At 71.7% G+C, this 21,815-nt stretch carries 18 protein-coding genes and 1 pseudogene; 15 read left to right on the top strand and 4 right to left on the bottom strand.

Annotated elements, in window-relative coordinates; genetic code table 11:
* Positions 1-17: 17 nt before the first annotated feature.
* The 4 genes and pseudogenes from hutU to hutI all read left to right on the top strand — a co-directional run.
* The gene (gene hutU / locus IE241_RS11175; protein ID WP_190021565.1) at positions 18-1,676 is read left to right on the top strand and encodes a urocanate hydratase; all 1,659 of its coding nucleotides are present in this window, start codon (positions 18-20) and stop codon (positions 1,674-1,676) included.
* 152 nt (positions 1,677-1,828) lie between these two features.
* Positions 1,829-3,019 carry an allantoate amidohydrolase gene (locus IE241_RS11170; RefSeq protein WP_190021564.1) on the top strand — a complete coding sequence of 397 codons (1,191 nt, stop codon included), beginning with the start codon at positions 1,829-1,831 and terminating at the stop codon, positions 3,017-3,019.
* Complete coding sequence (locus tag IE241_RS11165; RefSeq protein WP_190021844.1) at positions 3,016-4,356, top strand: formimidoylglutamate deiminase; 1,341 nt, start codon at positions 3,016-3,018, stop codon at positions 4,354-4,356. The genes IE241_RS11170 and IE241_RS11165 overlap by 4 nt, the downstream gene beginning before the upstream one ends.
* A gap of 94 nt (positions 4,357-4,450) precedes the next feature.
* A pseudogene (gene hutI / locus IE241_RS11160) lies at positions 4,451-5,617 on the top strand (imidazolonepropionase); the annotation flags it as partial.
* Between the two features lie 30 nt (positions 5,618-5,647).
* Here hutI and IE241_RS11155 read toward each other — a convergent pair.
* Positions 5,648-6,574, bottom strand: a complete 927-nt coding sequence (locus IE241_RS11155) for an RNA polymerase sigma factor SigF (RefSeq protein ID WP_190021843.1) — start codon at positions 6,572-6,574, stop codon at positions 5,648-5,650.
* 229 nt (positions 6,575-6,803) lie between these two features.
* Here IE241_RS11155 and IE241_RS11150 point away from each other — a divergent pair, with 229 nt between their 5' ends.
* The 5 genes from IE241_RS11150 (at position 6,804) to IE241_RS34160 (ending at position 10,924) form a co-directional block, all read left to right on the top strand.
* Positions 6,804-7,172, top strand: a complete 369-nt coding sequence (locus IE241_RS11150; RefSeq protein ID WP_190021563.1) for an STAS domain-containing protein — start codon at positions 6,804-6,806, stop codon at positions 7,170-7,172.
* A 291-nt stretch (positions 7,173-7,463) separates the two neighbouring features.
* Positions 7,464-7,982: an ATP-binding protein gene (locus IE241_RS11145; protein WP_190021562.1), complete on the top strand. Its 519-nt coding sequence runs from the start codon at positions 7,464-7,466 to the stop codon at positions 7,980-7,982.
* Between the two features lie 175 nt (positions 7,983-8,157).
* Positions 8,158-8,961, top strand: a complete 804-nt coding sequence (locus tag IE241_RS11140) for an LPXTG cell wall anchor domain-containing protein (RefSeq protein WP_190021561.1) — start codon at positions 8,158-8,160, stop codon at positions 8,959-8,961.
* 65 nt (positions 8,962-9,026) lie between these two features.
* Positions 9,027-9,887: a COG1470 family protein gene (locus IE241_RS11135; protein ID WP_190021560.1), complete on the top strand. Its 861-nt coding sequence runs from the start codon at positions 9,027-9,029 to the stop codon at positions 9,885-9,887.
* A 50-nt stretch (positions 9,888-9,937) separates the two neighbouring features.
* Positions 9,938-10,924: a hypothetical protein gene (locus tag IE241_RS34160; RefSeq protein WP_373300658.1), complete on the top strand. Its 987-nt coding sequence runs from the start codon at positions 9,938-9,940 to the stop codon at positions 10,922-10,924.
* A 55-nt stretch (positions 10,925-10,979) separates the two neighbouring features.
* Here the strand turns inward: IE241_RS34160 and IE241_RS11125 are convergent, their stop codons facing one another.
* A complete protein-coding gene (locus tag IE241_RS11125) occupies positions 10,980-12,518 on the bottom strand; it encodes a peptide MFS transporter (RefSeq protein ID WP_190021558.1) in 1,539 nt (512 codons plus the stop codon).
* Between the two features lie 467 nt (positions 12,519-12,985).
* Between IE241_RS11125 and IE241_RS11120 the strand changes: the two genes are divergently transcribed.
* Complete coding sequence (locus tag IE241_RS11120; RefSeq protein ID WP_058046585.1) at positions 12,986-13,666, top strand: response regulator transcription factor; 681 nt, start codon at positions 12,986-12,988, stop codon at positions 13,664-13,666.
* Between the two features lie 147 nt (positions 13,667-13,813).
* Positions 13,814-15,067 carry a sensor histidine kinase gene (locus IE241_RS11115; RefSeq protein ID WP_190021557.1) on the top strand — a complete coding sequence of 418 codons (1,254 nt, stop codon included), beginning with the start codon at positions 13,814-13,816 and terminating at the stop codon, positions 15,065-15,067.
* Positions 15,068-15,117: 50 nt separating this feature from the next.
* Here the strand turns inward: IE241_RS11115 and IE241_RS11110 are convergent, their stop codons facing one another.
* The gene (locus IE241_RS11110) at positions 15,118-15,612 is read right to left on the bottom strand and encodes a GtrA family protein (RefSeq protein ID WP_190021556.1); all 495 of its coding nucleotides are present in this window, start codon (positions 15,610-15,612) and stop codon (positions 15,118-15,120) included.
* A gap of 148 nt (positions 15,613-15,760) precedes the next feature.
* Between IE241_RS11110 and IE241_RS11105 the strand changes: the two genes are divergently transcribed.
* From IE241_RS11105 to IE241_RS11095, 3 genes are read left to right on the top strand one after another with little or no spacing between them, the layout of a single operon-like run.
* The gene (locus tag IE241_RS11105) at positions 15,761-16,954 is read left to right on the top strand and encodes a 5-(carboxyamino)imidazole ribonucleotide synthase (protein ID WP_229899119.1); all 1,194 of its coding nucleotides are present in this window, start codon (positions 15,761-15,763) and stop codon (positions 16,952-16,954) included.
* Positions 16,951-17,496 (top strand): 5-(carboxyamino)imidazole ribonucleotide mutase, encoded by a 546-nt coding sequence (gene purE, locus IE241_RS11100; RefSeq protein ID WP_190021555.1) that lies wholly within the window; start codon positions 16,951-16,953, stop codon positions 17,494-17,496. The genes IE241_RS11105 and purE overlap by 4 nt, the downstream gene beginning before the upstream one ends.
* 13 nt (positions 17,497-17,509) lie before the next feature.
* The gene (locus IE241_RS11095) at positions 17,510-18,715 is read left to right on the top strand and encodes a dipeptidase (protein ID WP_190021554.1); all 1,206 of its coding nucleotides are present in this window, start codon (positions 17,510-17,512) and stop codon (positions 18,713-18,715) included.
* Positions 18,716-19,009: 294 nt separating this feature from the next.
* Here the strand turns inward: IE241_RS11095 and IE241_RS11090 are convergent, their stop codons facing one another.
* Positions 19,010-20,350, bottom strand: a complete 1,341-nt coding sequence (locus IE241_RS11090; RefSeq protein ID WP_190021553.1) for a UDP-glucose dehydrogenase family protein — start codon at positions 20,348-20,350, stop codon at positions 19,010-19,012.
* Between the two features lie 195 nt (positions 20,351-20,545).
* Between IE241_RS11090 and IE241_RS11085 the strand changes: the two genes are divergently transcribed.
* Positions 20,546-21,706, top strand: a complete 1,161-nt coding sequence (locus IE241_RS11085) for an acyl-CoA dehydrogenase (protein ID WP_168093134.1) — start codon at positions 20,546-20,548, stop codon at positions 21,704-21,706.
* The last annotated feature ends 109 nt before the right edge of the window (positions 21,707-21,815 follow it).

The following is a 21,815-nucleotide window of genomic DNA, read 5'->3' as shown; positions in this document are numbered from 1 at the left end:
CAGGGAGGCAGGGCACCATGTCCGGACCGCGACCCGTACGAGCGCCGCGAGGCAGCCAGCTGAGCACGCTGGGGTGGCAGCAGGAAGCCGCTCTGCGCATGCTGCAGAACAACCTCGACCCCGAGGTGGCCGAGCACCCCGACAAGCTCGTCGTCTACGGCGGCACGGGCAAGGCCGCCCGCGACTGGCGCTCGTTCGACGCCATGGTCCGCACGCTGCAGACGCTCAAGCAGGACGAGACCATGCTCGTCCAGTCCGGCCGCCCGGTCGGCGTCATGCAGACCCACGAGTGGGCGCCGCGCGTCCTCCTCGCCAACTCCAACCTCGTCGGCGACTGGGCCAACTGGGAGGAGTTCCGCCGCCTGGAGCACCTCGGCCTCACCATGTACGGCCAGATGACCGCCGGGTCGTGGATCTACATCGGCACGCAGGGCATCCTGCAGGGCACGTACGAGACCTTCGCCGCCGTCGCCGCCAAAAAGTTCGGCGGCACCCTCGCCGGCACGATCACCCTGACCGCCGGCCTCGGCGGCATGGGCGGCGCCCAGCCGCTCGCCGTCACCATGAACGACGGCGTCGCCATCTGTATCGACTGCGATCCGCGCGCCATCGAGCGCCGCATCGAGCACCGCTACCTGGACGTGAAGGCCGACTCGCTCGACCACGCCCTCCAGCTGGCCGTCGAGGCGCGCGACGCCCGCCGCCCGCTGTCCATCGGCGTCCTCGGCAACGCCGCGGAGCTCCTCCCGCAGCTGCTCGCGATGAACGCCCCGATCGACATCGTGACCGACCAGACCAGCGCCCACGACCCGCTCGCCTACCTGCCGGTCGGCATCTCCTTCGACGACATGGCCGCCTACGCGGCCGAGAAGCCCGCGGACTTCACGACCCGGGCGCGCGAGTCGATGGCGCGTCACGTCGAGGCCATGGTCGGCTTCCAGGACGCCGGCGCCGAGGTCTTCGACTACGGCAACTCCATCCGCGGCGAGGCCCAGCTCGCGGGCTACACCCGCGCCTTCGACTTCCCCGGCTTCGTCCCCGCCTACATCCGCCCCCTCTTCTGCGAGGGCAAGGGCCCCTTCCGCTGGGCGGCCCTCTCCGGCGACCCGGCCGACATCCACAAGACCGACAAGGCGATGCTCGAACTCTTCCCCGAGAACGAGTCGCTCGCCCGCTGGATCAAGATGGCCGGCGAGCGGGTCCACTTCCAGGGCCTGCCCGCCCGCATCTGCTGGCTCGGCTACGGCGAGCGCGACAAGGCCGGCGAGCGCTTCAACGACATGGTCGCCGACGGCACGCTCGCCGCGCCGCTGGCCATCGGCCGCGACCACCTCGACTGCGGATCGGTGGCCTCGCCGTACCGCGAGACCGAGGCCATGCTGGACGGCTCCGACGCGATCGCGGACTGGCCGCTGCTCAACGCCATGGTCAACGTCGCCTCGGGCGCCTCGTGGGTCTCCATCCACCACGGCGGCGGCGTCGGCATGGGCCGCTCCATCCACGCGGGCCAGGTCACGGTCGCCGACGGCACGGCGCTCGCGGGCGAGAAGATCCGCCGCGTCCTGACGAACGACCCGGGGATGGGCGTCATCCGGCACGTCGACGCCGGGTACGACATCGCGGAGTCGGTCGCCTCCGAGCGGGGCGTCCGCGTCCCGATGCGGGAAGACTCATGACCGGACCCGACCCCGTTGTGGGCAATCGTTCCGCAGGGCGGAACGGGTGGGCACAACGCGACCACCGGCCCGCAGCCGTAGCGGAAACCTCTGGCGGAACGGACGCGCCGTCGCCGAGTGCGGGCCCGGTTGGGCCCTCCTCGTTCCACGAGATGTGGGCCGACCTGGGCGCCGTCGGCCGTGACAAAGACACCCGCGGCTACCACCGCTTCGCCTGGAGCGGCGCCGACGCCGACTGCCGCGCCTGGTTCCGCGCCCAGGCGGAGAGCCGGGGGCTGGCCTACGAGCTCGACCGCAACGGCAACCAGTGGGCGTGGCTCGGCGACCCCGCCGCCGGGGACGCCGTCGTCACGGGGTCCCACCTGGACTCCGTACCGAACGGCGGCGCCTTCGACGGCCCCCTCGGCGTCGTCTCCTCCTTCGCCGCGATCGACGAGCTGCGCGCCCGCGGGGCGCAGCCGTCCCGCCCCCTCGCCGTCGTCAACTTCGGCGACGAGGAGGGCGCCCGCTTCGGCCTGGCCTGCGTGGGCTCGCGCCTGACCGCAGGTCAGCTGTCCCTCGACAAGGCACACGCGCTCCGGGACGCCGAGGGCGTCTCCCTGCCGCAGGCCATGGAGCGCGCCGGCTACGACCCGGAGGCCATCGGCCCGGACCCCGAGCGGCTCGCCCGGATCGGCGCCTTCGTCGAGCTCCACGTCGAGCAGGGCCGCGCCCTGGACCTGTCGGACCGCGCCGTCGGCATCGCCTCCGCCATCTGGCCGCACGGCCGCTGGCGGTTCGACTTCCACGGCGAGGCCAACCACGCCGGCACCACCCGCATCGAGGACCGCCGGGACCCGATGCTGACCTACGCCAACACCGTCCTCGCCGCCCGCAAGAAGGCCCGGCTCGCCGGAGCCCTCGCCACCTTCGGGAAGGTCGGCGTCGAGCCGAACGGCGTCAACGCCATCCCCTCCCTCGTACGCGGCTGGCTGGACTCGCGGGCCGCCGACCAGGAGACCCTCGACCTCGTGGTCGCGGAGATCGAGAAGGCGGCCGTGGAGCGCGGCGAGCGCGACGGCGTGGACGTGCGGGTCACCCGGGAGTCCTTCACGCCGGTCGTGGAATTCGAGCACGCCCTGCGCGACGAGCTGGCCCGGATCCTGGGCGGGGACGTCCCCGTCCTCGGGACGGGCGCGGGACACGACGCCGGAATCCTCTCCGGAGCCGTCCCCACCGCCATGCTGTTCGTACGCAACCCCACAGGCGTCTCCCACTCGCCCGCCGAAACGGCCTCCGAGGACGACTGCCTGGCCGGGGTGACCGCACTCGCCGACGTACTGGAGGGCCTGGCGTGTCGCTGACGGCACAGACCTATTGGGCGGAGCACGCCCTTCTCGACACCGGCGTCGAGCCGGGCGTGGTCATCGAGACCGGGGCGGACGGCCGCATCAAGGCCGTCCGCCGGGGCGCGGCGGCCCCGCCCCCGGGCGCGGTGACCCTGCGGGGCATCACCCTGCCCGGCCTCGCGAACGCGCACAGCCACGCCTTCCACCGGGCCCTGCGCGGGGCGACCCAGGCGGGCGAGGGCACCTTCTGGACCTGGCGCGACGTCATGTACCGCGTCGCGGACAACCTCACCCCGGACAACTACTTCGCGCTGGCCCGGGCGGCCTACGCCGAGATGGCGCTCGCGGGCATCACCTCCGTCGGCGAGTTCCACTACGTGCACCACCTCGCCGGCGGCGCACGCTACGACAACCCCAACGCCATGGGCGAGGCGCTGATCGCGGCCGCCGCCGAGGCCGGCATCCGCATCACGCTCCTCGACACCTGCTATCTCTCCTCCGGCTTCGGCGCCGAGCCGAACAAGCACCAGCGGCGCTTCAGCGACGGCACCGCCGAGCGCTGGGCCGAGCGCGTCTCCGCCCTCAAGGGCGACGACAACACCCGCATCGGCGCGGCGATCCACTCGGTGCGGGCCGTGCCCGCCGAGGAGCTGGCGACCGTGGCCGCGTGGGCGCAGGAGCGCGAAGCCCCGCTGCACCTGCACCTGTCCGAGCAGACCGCCGAGAACGACGCCTGCGTCGAGGCGCACGGCTTCACCCCCACCGCGCTCCTCTCCCACCACGGCGTGCTCGGCCCGCGCACCACCGCCGTCCACGCCACGCACCTCACCCCCGGCGACATCCGCCTCCTCGGCCACTCGGGCACCGGCGTGTGCATGTGCCCGACCACCGAGCGGGACCTGGCCGACGGCATCGGCCCGGCCCGGGCGCTGCAGGAGGCGGGCTCCCCGCTCTCCCTCGGCAGCGACAGCCACGCCGTCATCGACCTGCTCGAAGAGGCGCGCGCCATGGAGATGGACGAGCGGCTGCACACCCGCACCCGCGGCCACTGGACCGCCGTCCAGCTGCTGCGCGCCGCCTCCGCCGACGGCCACGCGGCCCTCGGCTGGGACGAGGCGGGCCGCATCGAGCCGGGCGCGCTCGCGGACTTCACGGCCGTCGCCCTCGACACCGTGCGCACCGCGGGCCCGCCCTACGTCCTCGCCGCCGAGACGGCCGTCTTCGCGGCGAGCGCCGCGGACGTCCGGGACACGGTGGTGGGCGGCCGGCACATCGTGCGCGACGGGACGCACCAGCTCGTCGCCCACGTGCCGGCGGCACTGGCGGAGTCGATCGCGGCCGTACGAGGCTGAACCGTACGAGGCCGGCCCGTACGAGGCCGACCCGTGCGGTTCGGCCTCGCGCGAGGCCGAACCACCGAACCGACCTAAGGAGTGCCGCACGCCCATGGCGACGACGGTCATCACCCACATCAGCAGTCTCGTCACGAACGACCCCTCCCTCGGCGAAGGCCCCCTCGGCACGATCCAGGACGCGGCAGTCGTCATCGACGGCGACCGCGTCGCCTGGGTCGGCACGTCCAGCAAAGCACCGGCCACTGACAATCGCGTCGACGCCGAGGGCCGGGCCGCCCTCCCCGGCTTCGTCGACTCCCACTCCCACCTGGTCTTCGCGGGCGACCGCACCGCCGAGTTCCACGCCCGCATGTCCGGCCGCAGCTACAGCGCCGGCGGCATCCGCACCACCGTCGCCGCCACGCGCGCCGCGACCGACGAGGTGCTGGACGCCAACGTCCGCCGCTATGTGGGCGAGGCCCTGCGCCAGGGCACCACGGTCATGGAGACCAAGTCCGGCTACGGCCTCACCGTCGAGGACGAGGCCCGCGCCCTGCGCATCGCCGCGGCGCACACCGACGAGGTCACCTACCTCGGCGCCCACATCGTCTCCCCCGACTACGCCGACGACCCGGCCGCGTACGTGGACCTCGTGACCGGGCCGATGCTCGACGCCTGCGCCCCGCACGCCCGCTGGGTCGACGTGTTCTGCGAGAAGGGCGCCTTCGACGGCGATCAGGCCCGGACGATCCTCACGGCAGGCGCCGCCCGCGGGCTGACCCCGCGCGTCCACGCCAACCAGCTCACCTACGGGCCCGGCGTCCAGCTGGCCGTCGAGCTCGGCGCCGCCTCGGCCGACCACTGCACCCACCTGACCGACGCGGACGTCGACGCCCTGGCGAACGGCACCACGGTCGCCACCCTCCTGCCCGGCGCGGAGTTCTCCACGCGCGCGGAGTGGCCGGATGCGCGCCGCCTGCTGGACGCGGGGGCCACGGTCGCCCTGTCCACGGACTGCAACCCCGGCTCGTCCTTCACCAGCTCCATGCCGTTCTGCATCGCGCTGGCCGTACGGGACATGGGGATGACCCCGGACGAGGCCGTCTGGTCCGCGACCGCGGGCGGAGCGGCGGCCCTGCGCCGTACGGACGTGGGCCGCATCGCCCCAGGCGCCCGGGCCGACCTCGCGCTCCTCGACGCCCCGTCACACGTCCACCTCGCGTACCGTCCGGGCGTTCCGCTGGTCTCGGCGGTGTGGCGCGCGGCGGTGAAAAAAGGGGTGGTCGGGAAAGGGGAGGCTCCCCCGGACTCATTCCTCGCTCAACAGGCCCCGGCGCAGGCGCACCAGGGTGCGGGAGAGCAGGCGCGAGACGTGCATCTGGGAGATGCCCAGTTCCTCGCCGATCTCCGACTGGGTCATGTTCGACACGAAGCGCAGGGAGAGGATCTTCCGGTCCCGCTGCGGGAGTTCGGCGATCATCGGCTTGAGGGAGGCGACGTATTCGATGCCCTCCAGGCTGTGGTCCTCGTAGCCGATGCGGGCCGACAGCGCGCCCTCCGCCTCGTCGTCCTGCGGCTGGGCGTCCAGCGAGCTCGCCGAGTAGGCGTTGCTCGCGGCCATGCCCTCGACGACCTCGTCCTCCGTCAGGCCGAGGCGCTCGGCGAGTTCGCCGACGGTGGGGGAGCGGTCCAGGCTCTGGGCGAGCTCGTCGCCGGCCTTGGCCAGGTCGATACGGAGCTCCTGGAGCCGGCGCGGCACGCGCACGGACCAGCTGGTGTCGCGGAAGAACCGCTTGATCTCGCCGATGATGGTCGGCATCGCGAAGGTCGGGAACTCGACGCCCCGGCTGAGCTCGAAGCGGTCGATGGCCTTGATGAGGCCGATCGTGCCGACCTGGACGATGTCCTCCATCGGCTCGCTGCGGGAGCGGAACCGGGCGGCGGCGAACCTCACGAGGGCGAGGTTCAGTTCGACCAGGGTGTTGCGTACGTACGCGTATTCGTGTGTGCCCTCTTCGAGCGCCTCCAGGCGGGCGAAGAGCGTCTTGGACAGGGCCCGTGCGTCCTGCGGCGCCATTTCGCCGGGGGGCGTGGGGCCGGTCTCGCCGTACTCGGGCAGAGAGCCGGGCAGGGGCTCGGACAGGGTTTCGGGCAGGGACTGGGGCGGGGGTGTCGACGACGCCGTACGGGGTTCCGTACGCGTTTCGTCGAGCCGGGGCGACATGGTCTCCTCCATCATTCTCGGCATATGGCTGCCGATGCCGTCGCGTCGTGCTGCGGTGAGCGGCGCCTCCAAAGCCGTCCGTGGTGGATGTCGTCCTACTAGCCCTACCTGCCTTCACCCTTGCACCGCAAGTGCGTAATGTCCCTATATGTGCATAATGCCTGACCTTCAGCTACCGGACGACGTAGGGAAGGCGTAGTGTTCTGGGAGCGCCACGCAGGCACACCGAGAAGGGATGCGCATGGATCGCGGGATGGTCGGCAGCGCGAGCAGGGGCCGGCTGAATGTAGCCGTCCGGCGGGACGGGGCGAGCGCGATCGTGACGCCGGTGGGTGAGCTCGATCACCACACGGCGGATGTGCTGCGCGAGCCCCTTGAGGCCGCCATCGCCGAGGGCGGTGCGCGTGTGGTCCTGGACTGCTCCGGTCTGGAGTTCTGCGACTCCACGGGCCTCAATGTGCTCCTGGGTGCCCGGCTGCAGGCCGAGGCCGCAGGCGGCGGAATCCACCTGGCTGCGATGCAGCCCGTGGTCGCCCGGGTCTTCGAGATCACCGGCGCGGAAGCCGTCTTCACCGTGCACGACACCCTCGACGCGGCCCTCGCCGGCTGACGTCCGGCGCCCCGCCTTTTCCTGTGTGTCACCCAGTCGTCACCCGGTCTGCCGGGCTCCTTCGGCGCGGGTTCACGAGCCTCAGTTGCATGCATCACAGGATCGGCACCGAAGAAGTGGGTGTTCTCACGATTCGGTCGGGCAGGAGTCTGCTGAATCCGTTCCATGTGCCAGGTAGCCGCGATCAAGGTATCCAGGTACCCGTCCGTCCCGTCGTCCGTCCCATCGTTCGTCCCGTCGTTTGTCCCTTCGTTCCGTTCTGAATCGGTGAATCGGTGAGGTGAAGCGCTGATGAGCACCACCCGGCCGTGCCCTCCGCCGGGCGACCCCGGTCCGGGGGCGGACGGCGCCGCCTCGTCCGGTGCGCCGTCGCCGGACGGGCCTCCGCAGGGGTCCCGGCCCGCCGGAATGCGCCGGCTGCACCTCGTCGGGGTCAGCGGCGCCGTGCCGATGTCCCGCGACTTCACCCGGCAGGCGCTCTACGACTGGGGCTGGCTCCCCGCGGTCGGCGCGGACCACCGCGCCGCCGCCGAGGACGTCCTGCTCGTCGTCTCCGAGCTGGTCACCAACGCCTGCCTGCACGCCGACGGCCCCGAGGAGCTCCGCGTGAGCTGCACGGGCAAGGTGCTGCGCCTGGAGGTCGTCGACCTCGGCGCGGGCTCGCCCGCGCCGCGCACGCCGCACCGCGCGGGGCGGCCCGGCGGCCACGGCATGTTTATCGTGCAGCGGCTCTGCCTGGACTGGGGCGTCGTGCGCAACGAGAGCGGTGCCGGAAAGACGGTGTGGGCGGAGCTGGCCGCGCCCGGGTAGGCGCTGCCTCCTTCCCTTCCTCCTTCTCTTCCTCTTCCGTTCCCTCTTTCCCCTTCTCCCTTCTCTCGTTCTTTCTCTCTTCCTTCCTCAAGGTCCCCGGCGTACTGTCTGCGCCCGATCTGATGTGCCGTCAGCTCAGGTTCGGCTGCGGCACCGGACGAGAGGGGAACCAGAGGTGTCCCACATCCCACGCCGCGCAGTCGCACTCGCCGCGTCCTTGGCCGCGTCCCTGGCCGGCGGGGCCGTCCTGCTCGCGGCCCCGGCCGCGCACGCCGCGACGATCGACGTCGACTACGCGTGCAAGACCCCCATCGGCGACAAGAGCGCCGTCTCGCCCATCGACATCAAGGGCGTCGCGGACGGCGATGCGTACAAGCTGACGATGTCCTTCGAGAAGGGCGTCTCCTCCAGCCCCATCGAGCTCGGCAAGGGCGCGATGAAGCCCAGTGCCGTCATCAAGCTGGGCGGTGCGGACAGCGGGACGGTCGCCGTCTCCGGGCCCGCCAACGCGGAGCCGATACCGGCCAACACCCCGATCAAGATCAGTGACCTGTCGGGGACGTACACCCCGAAGAAGAGCGGCAGCGTGACGTTCACCGCCTCCACGCTGACCATCCAGGCGCTGGGCACGACCACCACCTGCACGCCGACGAACAATCCGAAGCCGTCTCTGACGCTCGACGTCAAGGGGCCGGGCGGGGGTTCGGGCGGGTCCTCTTCCGGGGGGTCTTCCACCGGTGGGTCTTCTACGGGTGGCTCTTCTACCGGGGGGTCTTCCACTGGGGGGTCGTCCACGGGTGGGGCGTCTACCGGTGGGTCTTCTACGGGTGGCTCTTCCACCGGAGGTGGCCAGCTTCCCCAGACCGGGCCCGCCGACTCCGCCATCGCCCTCGGCACCCTCGGCGGCACCGTCCTCCTCACCGGCGTCGCCGGCACGCTCTGGCTGACCCGGCGGCGCCGGGCGGCGACCACTCGCTAGCCGCCTGCTCGCGTACGTCCTGATTCGCGTACGTCCTGACCTGCGTACGTCCTAAGGGGCCGCCTGTGCGCCGTCGTCCCGTCCGCCTTCTCGTGCCGGTTCTCGTCCCGGTGCTGCTCTGCGTCGCCGCGACCCCGGCACCGGCCGCGCTCGCCGGCGACGACCGGCCGTGGTCGGCCGCGCCCGCCCCCGCCGGTACGGAGGCGCCCGGCCCGGACGACAGGGCGTCGTTCTACCTGGAGGGCGCCCCCGGCACGGCGTTCACCGACAAGCTGTCCGTGGTCAACCCCGCTGACCACGAGCGCTCCTTCGCCCTCCGGGGCGACGGGTCCTGGATCGCCCTCGCCCGGCGGCAGGTACGGGTGCCCGCCCGTACGCGCGCGAACGTGCCCTTCACCGTGACGGTCCCCGGTGACGCCGAGCCCGGTGACCACCCCGGCGCGGTGGTCGTGAGCGGGGAAGAGGGGCGGGAGAGGCGGGAGGTGCGGGTGCGGCTGGCCCTGCGCGTCAGCGGGGGACCGGCGCTTCCGGCGCTCGCCGTCGAGAACGTACGGGTGAGCAGCGCGGGCTCCCGCGGGGCGGTCATCCGGTACGCACTGGTCAACCGCGGCAACCGGGCACTGGCCCCGCGGCTCGCCCTCCGCGCCGACGGGATCTTCGGTACGGTGCTCCGCCGTACGGTCGCCGACGCCCCGGCCGAGCTGCTGCCGGGGCGGGCGGTGCGGCGGGTGGAACGGTGGCCGGATGCGCCGCGGCTGGACTCGGTGACGGTGCGGGTCACCGCTACCGCGGCGGGTGGGGTGCGGGCCAGTGGGTCCGGGTCGTATACGCCTGTGCGGTGGGTTCTGCCGGTGGGGGGTGGGGTGGTGCTGGCCCTTGTCGGTGGGGTGGTGCTTCTGGTGCGGCGGTGGCGGTGCGGGGCGTGAGCGGCGTCGTGGTCCGGCGCCGGGGCCTCCGGGGCAGGGCCCTGGACCGTATATTTACGGCGCCCTCGGCCCCGCCGCACACGCACCCGGCACCAGGCGCCACAAATACACGTCAGCGTCCAGGGCCCTGCCCCTGCGGCCCCGGCGCCTCCGCCGTCCTTCTTCTGCTGGCGCTGCTCGTCGCCCTGATGCCCTCAGGGGCGGCCGCCGCCGAGGGGCCTCGGCTCTCTTTGGATCGGGGGGAGGCCGGGAAGGGCAGCGTTGTGGTGGTGAAGGGGGAAGGGTGGCGGCCTCGGGCTCTGCTGACTTTGTTGGTGTGCGGGCAGAACATGGTGGGTGGTACCAACGATTGCGTTAACGCGGAGGGGCGGACCGTCACTACGGAGGGTGACGGGGCCTTTCGGCGGGAGCTGGTTGTTTCCGAGCCGCCCAAGCCCTGCCCCTGTGTGGTGCACGTCGCCACGGTGATGGGGGAGGTTGAGGTGGTTGATGTCCCGCTGGTCGTCGCCGGACACCCTGTCGCCCCGCTGCCCGACGGGGCGCGGATCGGTGTGCTGGACGCCCGTCTGGAGGGCTCCGGCGGGGTGCTCACCTGGTTCGGGGCGCCGCCTGCCCGGCGGCTCGTCCTCACGGTCGGGAATCTGGGGTCCGGGGCCGCCAAGGACCCCGTGTTCCGGGTCGGGACGGCGCGGGGTCTCCTTGCGCCGTCGTGGGAGGAGCGCAGGTGGCGCGGGACCATCCCGGCGGGGCAGCGGGCCCGGGTCGTCTTCGATGTGGAGCTCGCTGCGGGCGCTCACGGGCCCTATGAGGTGTCGCTCAAGTACGGCGACAAGGTGCTGGTCACCGAGCCCTGGGACGTGGCCCGGCCCTGGGGGGTGACGTTGTTCTGGGTCTTGCTGGGGCTTGTCGTGCCCGCCGGGCTCTTCCGGATCGGGATGGTGGTCGTCGATCGGCTGCGGCCCCGGCGTGCGGCTGTTGTGGAGACTGCTGCTTTGCCCTGGTTCACCCCCGACGCCATGCCCCGGTTGCCGGACTGAAACGCACAGTGCCCCGGCGCGTCATTGCGCCGGGGCACTGTCACTCAGGGGGTCCTCAGCGGACGTCGCCCATGAGGGCTTCGATCTTCTTGCGGTACATCCACACCGCGACGGCCGCGAGGACCGCTGCGGTGGCCTGGCCGAGGATCACGTTGATGCCGTTGAGGTCGAGGCCGCCGACCTCGCGCAGCAGCGTCGTGGTGCAGTTGCCCGCGGTGACCGCGAGGAACCAGACACCCATCATCTGGCTGGCGTACTTCACCGGCGCCATCTTGGTGGTGAGCGACAGGCCGACCGGGGAGAGGCAGAGCTCACCGATGGTCTGGATCATGTAGATCATCACCAGCCACATGGGGCCGGCCTTCGAGCTCTCCGAGGCCGTCGACATCGGGATGGCGAAGATGAAGAAGGACGCGCCGATGAGGACCATGGCCATCGAGAACTTCACCGTGGAGCTCGGCTCGCTGCCGCGGCGGGCCAGCCACAGCCACAGCCAGGCGATGACCGGGGCGATGGCCATGACCCAGATGGGGTTGATCGACTGGAACAGCGTGGACGGGATCTGCCAGCCGAAGATGGTGTCCGAGGTCCTCTTGTCGGCGAAGGTCGACAGCGTCGAGCCCGCCTGCTCGAAGATCATCCAGAAGACGGCGGCGGCGATGAAGAACCAGATGTAGCCGGTGACCTTGGTCTGCTCGTCCGAGGTCAGGTCCTTGTCGCGCTTGATGCGGAACAGGGTCGCGGCCGGGACGGCCACACCGAGCAGGGCGAGCGGGATGGTGGCCCACTTCTGCGTGAAGTGGCCGGTACCCGCGACGACGCCGTAGAAGACGGCGGCGATGCCGAACCACAGCAGGGCCTTCATCAGGAGGGACTTGCGCTCGTCCGCCGGCAGCGGCTTCGGGACGACGCTGCTCTCCGGGCTCAGGAAGCGGGTGCCCAGCAGGAAGATGACCAGGCCCAGGCCCATGCCGATCGCGGCGATCGCGAAGCCCAGGTGCCAGCTGACCTTCTGGCCGAGGGCGCCGATGACGATCGGCGCGAGGCCGGCGCCGAGGTTGACACCGATGTAGAAGATCGTGAAGCCACCGTTGCGGCGCGGGTCCTGCGGGCCGTCGTAGAGGTGGCCGACCATGGTGGAGATGTTGGACTTCAGCAGGCCGGAGCCGATCGCGACCAGTGCGAGGCCGATGAAGAAGGGCGGCTTGCCGGGCATGGCCAGGCACAGGTGACCGGCCATGATGATGCTCGCCGCGATGGTGACCGTCTTGCGCGGGCCCCAGATCCGGTCGCCGAACCAGCCGCCGGGCATGGCCAGCAGGTAGACCATGCCCGTGTAGACGCCGTAGATGGCGAACGAGCTGGCCTCGGGCATCGCCAGACCGCCGCCCTGGCTGCCGGGCTTCGCGTCCGGGCCACCCGCGATCAGGTAAAGAACGAGGAGAGCGCGCATGCCGTAATAGCTGAAGCGCTCCCACATCTCCGTCAGGAAGAGGGGGGCCAGGCCGAGGGGGTGGCCGAGGAAGGTCTTGCCGCCGGAAGCCGGAGAGGTCTTCTCCTGCTCTGCGGTTCCCTTCGTCAGGCTGGACGCCATGGTCGATCCTTGAGTGCTCGGGACGCGCCGCTTGCAGCTGCTACGCGCCCGGGTGGGGGTTGGCCGGCACCGGTCACCGCGCCGTCCGCCCCACGTCCAGGGGATTCGCTCTCTCCTCCAAGGGAGCGACGGGACAGCCGTCACCGGGATCCACGCCCCCGCGCACCTTCGCGCGGCGGACCCGGCCGCCAGGTCATTCACTGTGAAACAAGACTGGGGTATCCAGCCCTGCGCACAACAGAGACCTTCGGCGCGCCGAAAACGATCCGAAGGCCCCCTTGTAGCTACAGACGTCCGGTCACCATACGTCACACCCCGCCCGCAAACGGAAGCAGTTGAGATATGGATCACAAGCTGCTGGGGAACCGTTTAAGCACCCTCAAAGGTCCGTACCGCGCTGTCAAGGGTTGCCGCCGGTAGCTCCCGGTGGACCTCTGACGTGGGCCCGAGCGGACTACCATCACTGCATGACCCGAGTACTGCTCGCCGAGGATGACGCGTCCATCTCGGAGCCGCTCGCACGCGCCCTGCGCCGCGAGGGGTATGAGGTGGAGGTGCGAGAAGACGGTCCCACGGCGCTGGACGCCGGGCTCAAGGGAGGGGTGGACCTGCTCGTCCTCGACCTTGGGCTGCCCGGGATGGACGGACTGGAGGTCTGCCGCCGGCTGCGCACCGAGGGCCACGGCTTCCCGGTGCTGGTGCTGACCGCCCGGGCCGACGAGGTGGACACCGTGGTCGGCCTGGACGCCGGCGCCGACGACTACGTCACCAAGCCCTTCCGGCTCGCCGAGCTGCTGGCCCGGGTGCGGGCCCTGCTGCGGCGCGGCACCGTCGAGGCGCACCAGCAGCCCCCCGCCACCCACGGCGTGCGGATCGACGTCGAGTCGCACCGCGCCTGGATGGGCGAGGAGGAACTGCAGCTGACGGCGAAGGAGTTCGACCTGCTGCGGGTGCTGGTGCGCGACGCGGGCCGGGTCGTCACCCGCGACCAGCTGATGCGCGAGGTCTGGGACACCACGTGGTGGTCCTCCACCAAGACCCTCGACATGCACATCTCCTGGCTGCGCAAGAAGCTCGGCGACGACGCCGCCAACCCCCGCTACATCGCCACCGTGCGCGGCGTCGGGTTCCGCTTCGAGAAGAGCTGAGCCCGGGGTGCCGGGCGGGCCGCGCACCGTGCGGCCCGTGCGGCCTTCGAGGACCTCGGTGACGGCAACCGCCGTACCCCCCGGCCGCGTCCGGACCGTGCGGCGGGAACCGGCCGCTTTCGTACCACCCCGCCCGGAGGGCAACCCGTGCGCCGCCGACTGATCAACTCCACGCTCGCCGTCGTCCTCGTCGTGATCGCCGTCTTCGGGATCTCGCTCGTCATCGTCGAGACCCGCACGATCGAGAGCAGCGCCCAGGAGAGCGTGAAGGGCGAGGCCGTACGGCTGGTGAGCATCGTCGACAGCCGGCTCGTCGGCGGCGAGCGCGTCGAGTCCGAGGTGCTCAGCGAGCAGATCACCGACGGCCGCTACGCCCGCATCGAGATCCCCGGCCGGCGGGCGATCGAGATCGGCGACCGGCCCACGGGCGGTGTCATCGTCGCCACCGAGCCGGGCGACCAGGGCGTGGTCGTCCGCGTCGAGGCCTCCCGCTCCACGGTCAGCCGCGAGGTCGGCCGCACCCTGCTGGTGATCCTCGCCGTCGCGCTGCTGGCCGTCGTCGCCGCCGTCTTCCTGGCCGTGCGCCAGGCCAACCGGCTCACCGCCCCCCTCACCGACCTCGCCGAGACCGCCGAGCGGCTCGGCTCCGGCGACCCCCGCCCCCGCCACCGCCGCTACGGGGTGCCCGAGCTGGACCGGGTGGCCGACGTCCTCGACTCCAGCGCCGAGCGGATCGCGCGGATGCTCACCGCCGAGCGCCGCCTGGCCGCGGACGCCTCGCACCAGCTGCGGACGCCGCTGACGGCGCTCTCCATGCGGCTGGAGGAGATCACGCTCACCGATGAGCCGGAGACGGTCAAGGAGGAGGCGACGATCGCCCTCGCCCAGGTCGAGCGGCTGACGGACGTGGTGCAGCGGCTCCTCACCAACTCCCGCGACCCCAAGTCCAGCTCGGCCGTCACCTTCGACCTCGACGAGGTCATCAAGCAGCAGATCGAGGAGTGGCGCCCGGCCTCGCGCAGCGAGGGGCGTGCCATCGTCCGCTCCGGCAAGCAGGGGCTCCGGGCCGTCGGTACGCCGGGCGCCGTCTCCCAGGTCCTCGCGACCCTCATCGAGAACTCCCTCATGCACGGCGACGGCACGGTCGCCCTGCGCACGCGCGTCACCGGCAACCAGGCCGTCGTGGAGGTCACGGACGAGGGGCCGGGCGTCCCGCCGGACCTCGGCGCGCGGGTCTTCGAGCGCACCGTCAGCGGGCGGAACTCCACGGGGCTGGGGCTGGCCGTCGCCCGCGACCTCGCGGAGGCGGACGGCGGCCGCCTGGAGCTGCTGCAGGCGAACCCGCCGGTGTTCGCCCTGTTCCTGAGCCGTGAGGCGGAGGCGCTGGACACTCTGGGGTGATCCCGCCCCCGGAGGGCCCGGGGCGGGCGTCGCTACGTGTGCGCTTTCCGCTACTTATGCGCTTCCGCGCGCTCCGGAGGCGCGGAGAGGAACGATTCCGCCGTCTCCACCGCCTGCGCCCGGAAGACCCACGTGCGGTACGACCAGAAGCGGAAGACCGTCCCTATCCCGAGGCCGATCACGTTCTTCGCGATGTTGTCCGCGAGCGGGGTCGTCAGGCCGAAGCCGTAGTGCGAGATCGCCAGGATGCCGTTCTCGATGACCAGCCCGGCGCCGCTGAAGAGCAGGAACAGGCTCATCTCGCGACTGCGCCGGCTCCGGTCGGAGTCGCGGTAGGTCCAGTAGCGGTTGCCGACGTAGTTGGTGGCGATGGCCACGGCCGTGGCGATCACGCCCGAGCGCACCACCGCGAGACCGAAACCGTGGACACAGATGTTGAAGACGATGAAATTGACCACGAACCCGATGGCCCCGACCGCGCCGAACTTGGCGATTTCGCGGGCCACCCGCTCCAGCCGGGAACGCACTGTGCGCCGTTGACTCATGGGATCGTCAGGCTCCGTTGAATGGGCGTCTGGGGGCGTGGGGCAGCTTTCATGCTATCCAGCGCGCTCCGGAGCCGACGGACGGAGTCGGTGAACGTGAGGCGAACGCGAGTCATATCGGCCATTGGTGCACTCACTGTCTTTTCGGATGATCCTCCGAACGGGGTCGGGGGCAGTTCGCCCGTACGGATACCCTGGGGGCGTGACGTTCCCGGTAGTCGGCATGGTCGGCGGCGGCCAGCTCGCCCGTATGACCCACGAGGCGGGCATCCCCCTCGGCATCAAGTTCAAGCTGCTCAGCGATACCCCGCAGGACTCGGCGGCCCAGGTGGTCAGCGATGTCGTCATCGGCGACTACCGCGACCTGGAAACCCTTCGTGCTTTCGCACAAGGGTGTGACGTGATCACCTTCGATCACGAGCACGTTCCCACCGAGCACCTCCGGGCCCTGGAGGCGGACGGCATCCCCGTCCGCCCGGGGCCCGACGCCTTGGTGCACGCCCAGGACAAGGGCGTGATGCGGGCCAAGCTCGACGCGATCGGAGTGCCGTGCCCGCGGCACCGCATCGTCGAGGACCCCGCCGACGTGGCGCGCTTCGCGGCGGAGGGCGACGGTTTTCCCGTCGTCCTGAAGACCGTCCGCGGCGGGTACGACGGAAAGGGGGTGTGGATCGTCCGCAGCGCAGAAGAGGCGGGTGAACCCTTCCGCGCCGGAGTCCCCGTCCTCGCCGAGGAGAAGGTCGCCTTCGTCCGCGAGCTCGCGGCCAACGTCGTCCGCTCCCCGCACGGCCAGGCCGTCTCGTACCCCGTCGTCGAGTCCGTCCAGGTCGACGGCGTCTGCGACACCGTGATCGCCCCCGCGCCCGGCCTCTCGCAGGAGCTCTCCGCGCAGGCGCAGCAGCTCGCCCTGAAGGTCGCCAAGGAGCTGGGCGTCGTCGGGCACCTCGCCGTGGAGCTGTTCGAGACCGCCGACGGCCGCATCCTCGTCAACGAGCTCGCGATGCGCCCGCACAACTCCGGCCACTGGACCCAGGACGGCGCGATCACCTCGCAGTTCGCCAACCACGTGCGCGCCGTGCTCGACCTGCCGCTCGGCGACCCCCGCCCGCGCGCCAAGTGGACCGTCATGGCCAATGTGCTCGGCGGCGACTATCCCGACATGTATTCCGCGTACCTCCATTGCATGGCACGCGACCCGGGCCTGAAGATCCATATGTACGGCAAGGACGTCAAGCCCGGCCGGAAGGTCGGACACGTCAACACCTACGGCGACGATCTGGCGGATGTGCGCGAGCGCGCGAGCCACGCCGCCGGATATCTGCGAGGAACGATCACGGAATGACTGCTTCCCCCGTGGGCTCCGTCGGCCCCGTCGTCGGCATCGTCATGGGCTCCGACTCCGACTGGCCCGTCATGGAAGCCGCCGCCAAGGCCCTGGAGGAGTTCGAGGTCCCCTACGAGGTCGACGTCGTCTCCGCGCACCGGATGCCGCGCGAGATGATCGCCTACGGGGAGCGGGCCGCGGGCCGCGGCCTCAAGGCGATCATCGCGGGCGCGGGCGGCGCCGCCCACCTGCCCGGCATGCTGGCCTCCGTCACCCCGCTGCCGGTGATCGGCGTGCCCGTGCCGCTGAAGTACCTGGACGGCATGGACTCCCTGCTCTCCATCGTCCAGATGCCGGCCGGTGTCCCCGTCGCCACCGTCTCCGTCGCCGGCGCCCGCAACGCCGGCCTGCTGGCCGTCCGCATGCTCGCCGCGCACGACGCCGACCTGCTCGCCCGCATGCAGCACTTCCAGGACGAGCTCAACGAGCAGGCCACGGACAAGGGCAGGCGGCTGCGCGCGAAGGTGCAGGGCGCGGCCGCCTTCGGATTCGGCAAGTGACCGGGGAGCGACGATGACGGACCGACTGCTGGACCGCGCCCGCGAGCTCCTCGCCGCCCACCCCGTCGTCGACGGGCACAACGACCTGCCCTGGGCGCTGCGCCAGCAGGTCCGCTACGACCTCGACCGGCGCGACATCGCCCTGGACCAGAGCGGTGCCGGGCTCCACACCGACCTGCCGCGGCTGCGCGCGGGCGGCGTCGGCGCCCAGTTCTGGTCGGTGTACGTCCGTACGGACCTGGCCGGGGACGAGGCGGTCAGCGCCACGCTCGAACAGATCGACGTCGTACGGCAGCTGGCCGACCGCTACCCGCACGAGCTGCGGCTCGCCTTCACCGCCGACGACATGGAGGCGGCGCGGGCCGAGGGCCGCATCGCCTCCCTGATGGGCGCCGAGGGCGGGCACAGCATCAACTGCTCCCTGGCCACGCTGCGGGCGCTGCACCGGCTCGGCGTGCGCTACATGACCCTCACCCACAACGACAACATCCCGTGGGCGGACTCCGCCACGGACGTCCCCGCGGCGGGCGGGCTGACCCGCTTCGGCGAGGAAGTCGTGCGGGAGATGAACCGCATCGGCATGCTGGTCGACCTGTCGCACGTCTCGGCCGGCACGATGCGGGACGCCCTGCGGGTCAGCAAGGCGCCGGTGATCTTCTCGCACTCGTCGGCGCGGGCCGTCTGCGACCACCCGCGCAACGTGCCGGACGACGTCCTCGGCGCGCTCGCCGCGAACGGGGGCGTGGCCATGGCGACGTTCGTCCCGAAGTTCATCCTGCCGGAGGCCGTCGCCTGGACGCAGGCCGCCGACGAGAACCTGCGCGCACACGGGCTGCACCACCTGGACACCTCGCGGCGGGCGATGGAGCTGCACGGCGCCTTCGAGGCGGAGCACCCGCGGCCGCTCGCCACGGCGTCGACGGTCGCCGACCACCTCGACCACATGCGCGAGGTCGCCGGCGTCGACCACATCGGCATCGGCGGCGACTTCGACGGCACGGCGTTCACCCCCGCCGACCTGGCCGACGTCGCCGGCTACCCCAACCTCATCGCCGAACTCCTGCGGCGCGGCTGGTCCGACACGGACCTGGCGAAGCTGACGTGGCGCAATGCGGTGCGGGTGTTGCGGGACGCGGAGGATGTGGCGCGGGACCTTTCCGCGGTACGGGGCCCGTCGATCGCGACGATCGACGCGCTGGACGGCGCGCCCACGGCCTGAACGTGTCGTGAGGCCTCGCCTCACACGTCCGCCCGGCGGCCCGGGGCCGGGCCCGTGCCGCTGCAGGTGCGGTGAGGCCCGGCCTCACACTTCCGCCGCAGCGGCGCTCAGCCACAGCGGTGGATCTCGGCGGTGCCGCTACGGGCTCAGCCCGGCCCGGCACCGCCGGTCACCGCCGCTTCGGCCGCTCGCCGTCGCGGCGGGAGAAAGGCCCCGGTCCCACCCTTTCGCCGTTTCCTGGGGCGATGCCCCAGCCCCCCGCCCGCCACGGCGGGAGGACATACGTGGGTGCCGTCAGGCGCGAGGGCGGCCCATGGCGCGGAACGTCCAGCCCGCGTCCCGCCACGCGGCGGCGTCGAGCGCGTTGCGGCCGTCGATGATGTGGCGGTCCGACGCGACGGCGGCGATCTCCGACGGGTCGAGTTCGCGGAACTCGCCCCACTCGGTCAGGTGCAGCACCACCCGCGCACCCCGGCACGCCTCCAGCGCGCTCGCCGCGTAGGCGAGGGTCGGGAAGAGGCGCCGCGCGTTCTCCATGCCCTTCGGGTCGTAGACCGTGACCTGGCCGCCCTGCAGGTGGATCTGCCCGGCGACGTTGAGCGCGGGGGAGTCGCGGACGTCGTCCGAGTCCGGCTTGAACGTCGCGCCGAGCACGGCGACCCGCTGTCCCAGGAAGCTGCCGCCGACCGCCTCGCGCGCCAGCTCCACCATGTGCGCGCGGCGGCGCATGTTGATGGAGTCGACCTCGCGGAGGAAGGTCAGCGCCTGGTCCACGCCCAGCTCGCCCGCCCGCGCCATGAAGGCGCGGATGTCCTTGGGCAGGCAGCCGCCGCCGAAGCCGACGCCGGCGCGCAGGAACTTCTTGCCGATGCGGTCGTCGTGCCCTATGGCCTCGGCGAGCTTCACGACATCGCCGTCGGCGGCCTCGCAGACCTCGGCCATGGCGTTGATGAAGGAGATCTTCGTGGCGAGGAAGGAGTTGGCGGCGGTCTTGACCAGCTCGGCGGTCGGGTAGTCGGTGACGACGAAGGGCGTGCCTTCCCCGATCGGCCCGGCGTACACCTCGCGCAGCAGCTTCTCGCCCCGCTCGCCCGCGACGCCCACGACGATGCGGTCGGGGTGCAGCGTGTCCTTGACGGCGAAGCCCTCGCGCAGGAACTCGGGGTTCCAGGCCAGCTCGACCTCTTCGCCGGCCGGCGCCAGCTCGGTGAGCAGCCGCGCGAGCCGGGCGGCGCTGCCGACCGGGACGGTGGACTTGCCGACGACGAGCGCCGGGCGGTGCAGGACGGCGGCCAGGGAGGTGACGGCGGCGTCGACGTAGGACATGTCGCACGCGTACTCGCCGTGCTTCTGCGGAGTGTTCACGCAGACGAAGTGGACGTCGCCGAACTCGCCGACCTCCTCCCAGGAGGTCGTGAAGCGCAGCCGCCCGGTCGAGCCCTCCAGCCCGGCGACGTGCTTGCGTAGCAGCTCTTCCAGCCCCGGCTCGTACATCGGGACCTTGCCCCGCCCGAGCATCTCGATCTTCTCGGGGGCCACGTCGAGGCCCAGCACCTCGAAGCCGAGCTCGGCCATGGCCGCGGCATGGGTGGCGCCGAGGTAGCCGGTGCCGATCACGGTGATCCTGGGGGCCATGCGTGCTCCATGTGCTGACGGGCGGGACTGCGGTGCCCGAGCATAGTCGGGCCCCGAGCTGGGAAGGAGCGGGGTGGACGGCAGTCGCGGCGGGCGCCTGCCGGGTGCTGTCGGCAAGCTCACGTAGTCCCTGTCCGGGAGCCGCCCCTAGAATCGGGGTTACTAAACGGTAGTTAACTCTCAGGGGAGTACGCCTTGGCGGGAAACACGGACTTCGACCTCTACCGGCCGTCCGAGGAGCACGACGAGCTGCGCAAGGTCGTGCGCCAGCTCGCCGAGGAGAAGATCGCCCCGCACGCCGCCGCGGTGGACGAGGAGGCCCGCTTCCCCCAGGAGGCCCTGGACGCCCTCGTCGCCACGGACCTGCACGCCGTGCACGTCCCCGAGGAGTACGGCGGCGCCGGTGCGGACGCCCTCGCCACGGTGATCGTCATCGAGGAGGTCGCCCGTGTCTGCGTGTCGTCCTCGCTGATCCCCGCGGTCAACAAGCTCGGTTCGCTGCCGGTGATCCTCTCCGGCTCCGAGGAGCTGAAGAAGAAGTACATGGGCCCGCTCGCCAAGGGCGACGCGATGTTCTCGTACTGCCTCAGCGAGCCCGACGCCGGCTCGGACGCGGCCGGCATGAAGACCCGCGCCGTGCGCGACGGCGACTTCTGGGTCCTCAACGGCGTCAAGCGCTGGATCACCAACGCCGGCGTCTCCGAGTACTACACGGTCATGGCCGTGACCGACCCCGAGAAGCGCTCCAAGGGCATCTCGGCCTTCGTCGTCGAGAAGGGCGACGAGGGCGTCTCCTTCGGCGCCCCGGAGAAGAAGCTCGGCATCAAGGGCTCCCCGACCCGCGAGGTCTACCTCGACAACGTCCGCATCCCCGCCGACCGCATGATCGGCGCGGAGGGCACGGGCTTCGCCACCGCGATGAAGACCCTGGACCACACCCGCATCACCATCGCCGCCCAGGCCCTCGGCGTCGCCCAGGGCGCGCTCGACTACGCCAAGGGCTACGTCCAGGAGCGCAAGCAGTTCGGCAAGCCGATCGGCGACTTCCAGGGCGTCCAGTTCATGCTGGCCGACATGGCGATGAAGATCGAGGCCGCCCGCCAGCTCACCTACGCGGCGGCCGCCAAGTCCGAGCGCGGCGACGCCGACCTCACCTTCCAGGGCGCCGCGGCCAAGTGCTTCGCCTCGGACGTCGCCATGGAGGTCACCACCGACGCCGTCCAGCTCCTCGGCGGCTACGGCTACACCCGTGACTACCCCGTCGAGCGCATGATGCGCGACGCGAAGATCACGCAGATATACGAGGGCACGAACCAGGTCCAGCGCATCGTCATGGCGCGCAACCTGCCGAAGTAACCCGCAGGCATTGCGGCCGGTGGCGTTCCCCGTACGGGGGAGCGCCACTGGCGGCCGGGCGCGGCGGGGCCGATCCTACTCGGGGGGACATCCCTATCCGCCCGCCGCC

It is taken from the genome of Streptomyces hiroshimensis (assembly GCF_014650335.1).
GTDB lineage: Bacteria > Actinomycetota > Actinomycetes > Streptomycetales > Streptomycetaceae > Streptomyces > Streptomyces hiroshimensis.
Note: the sequence above shows the minus strand (reverse complement) of the source record. Positions and strands in the feature narration are given on the sequence as shown.

What these genes read in the sequence shown, in the direction of transcription:
- IE241_RS11095 (WP_190021554.1), top strand. Translation starts at nt 17,510, where the DNA reads ATGACGGACCGACTGCTGGACCGCGCCCGCGAGCTCCTCGCCGCCCAC.
- hutU (WP_190021565.1), top strand. Translation starts at nt 18, where the DNA reads ATGTCCGGACCGCGACCCGTACGAGCGCCGCGAGGCAGCCAGCTGAGC.
- purE (WP_190021555.1), top strand. Translation starts at nt 16,951, where the DNA reads ATGACTGCTTCCCCCGTGGGCTCCGTCGGCCCCGTCGTCGGCATCGTC.
- IE241_RS11110 (WP_190021556.1), bottom strand. Translation starts at nt 15,612, where the DNA reads ATGAGTCAACGGCGCACAGTGCGTTCCCGGCTGGAGCGGGTGGCCCGC.
- IE241_RS11120 (WP_058046585.1), top strand. Translation starts at nt 12,986, where the DNA reads ATGACCCGAGTACTGCTCGCCGAGGATGACGCGTCCATCTCGGAGCCG.
- IE241_RS11150 (WP_190021563.1), top strand. Translation starts at nt 6,804, where the DNA reads ATGGATCGCGGGATGGTCGGCAGCGCGAGCAGGGGCCGGCTGAATGTA.
- IE241_RS11155 (WP_190021843.1), bottom strand. Translation starts at nt 6,574, where the DNA reads ATGGAGGAGACCATGTCGCCCCGGCTCGACGAAACGCGTACGGAACCC.
- IE241_RS11125 (WP_190021558.1), bottom strand. Translation starts at nt 12,518, where the DNA reads ATGGCGTCCAGCCTGACGAAGGGAACCGCAGAGCAGGAGAAGACCTCT.
- IE241_RS11105 (WP_229899119.1), top strand. Translation starts at nt 15,761, where the DNA reads ATGATCCTCCGAACGGGGTCGGGGGCAGTTCGCCCGTACGGATACCCT.
- IE241_RS11145 (WP_190021562.1), top strand. Translation starts at nt 7,464, where the DNA reads ATGAGCACCACCCGGCCGTGCCCTCCGCCGGGCGACCCCGGTCCGGGG.
- IE241_RS11090 (WP_190021553.1), bottom strand. Translation starts at nt 20,350, where the DNA reads ATGGCCCCCAGGATCACCGTGATCGGCACCGGCTACCTCGGCGCCACC.
- IE241_RS11170 (WP_190021564.1), top strand. Translation starts at nt 1,829, where the DNA reads ATGTGGGCCGACCTGGGCGCCGTCGGCCGTGACAAAGACACCCGCGGC.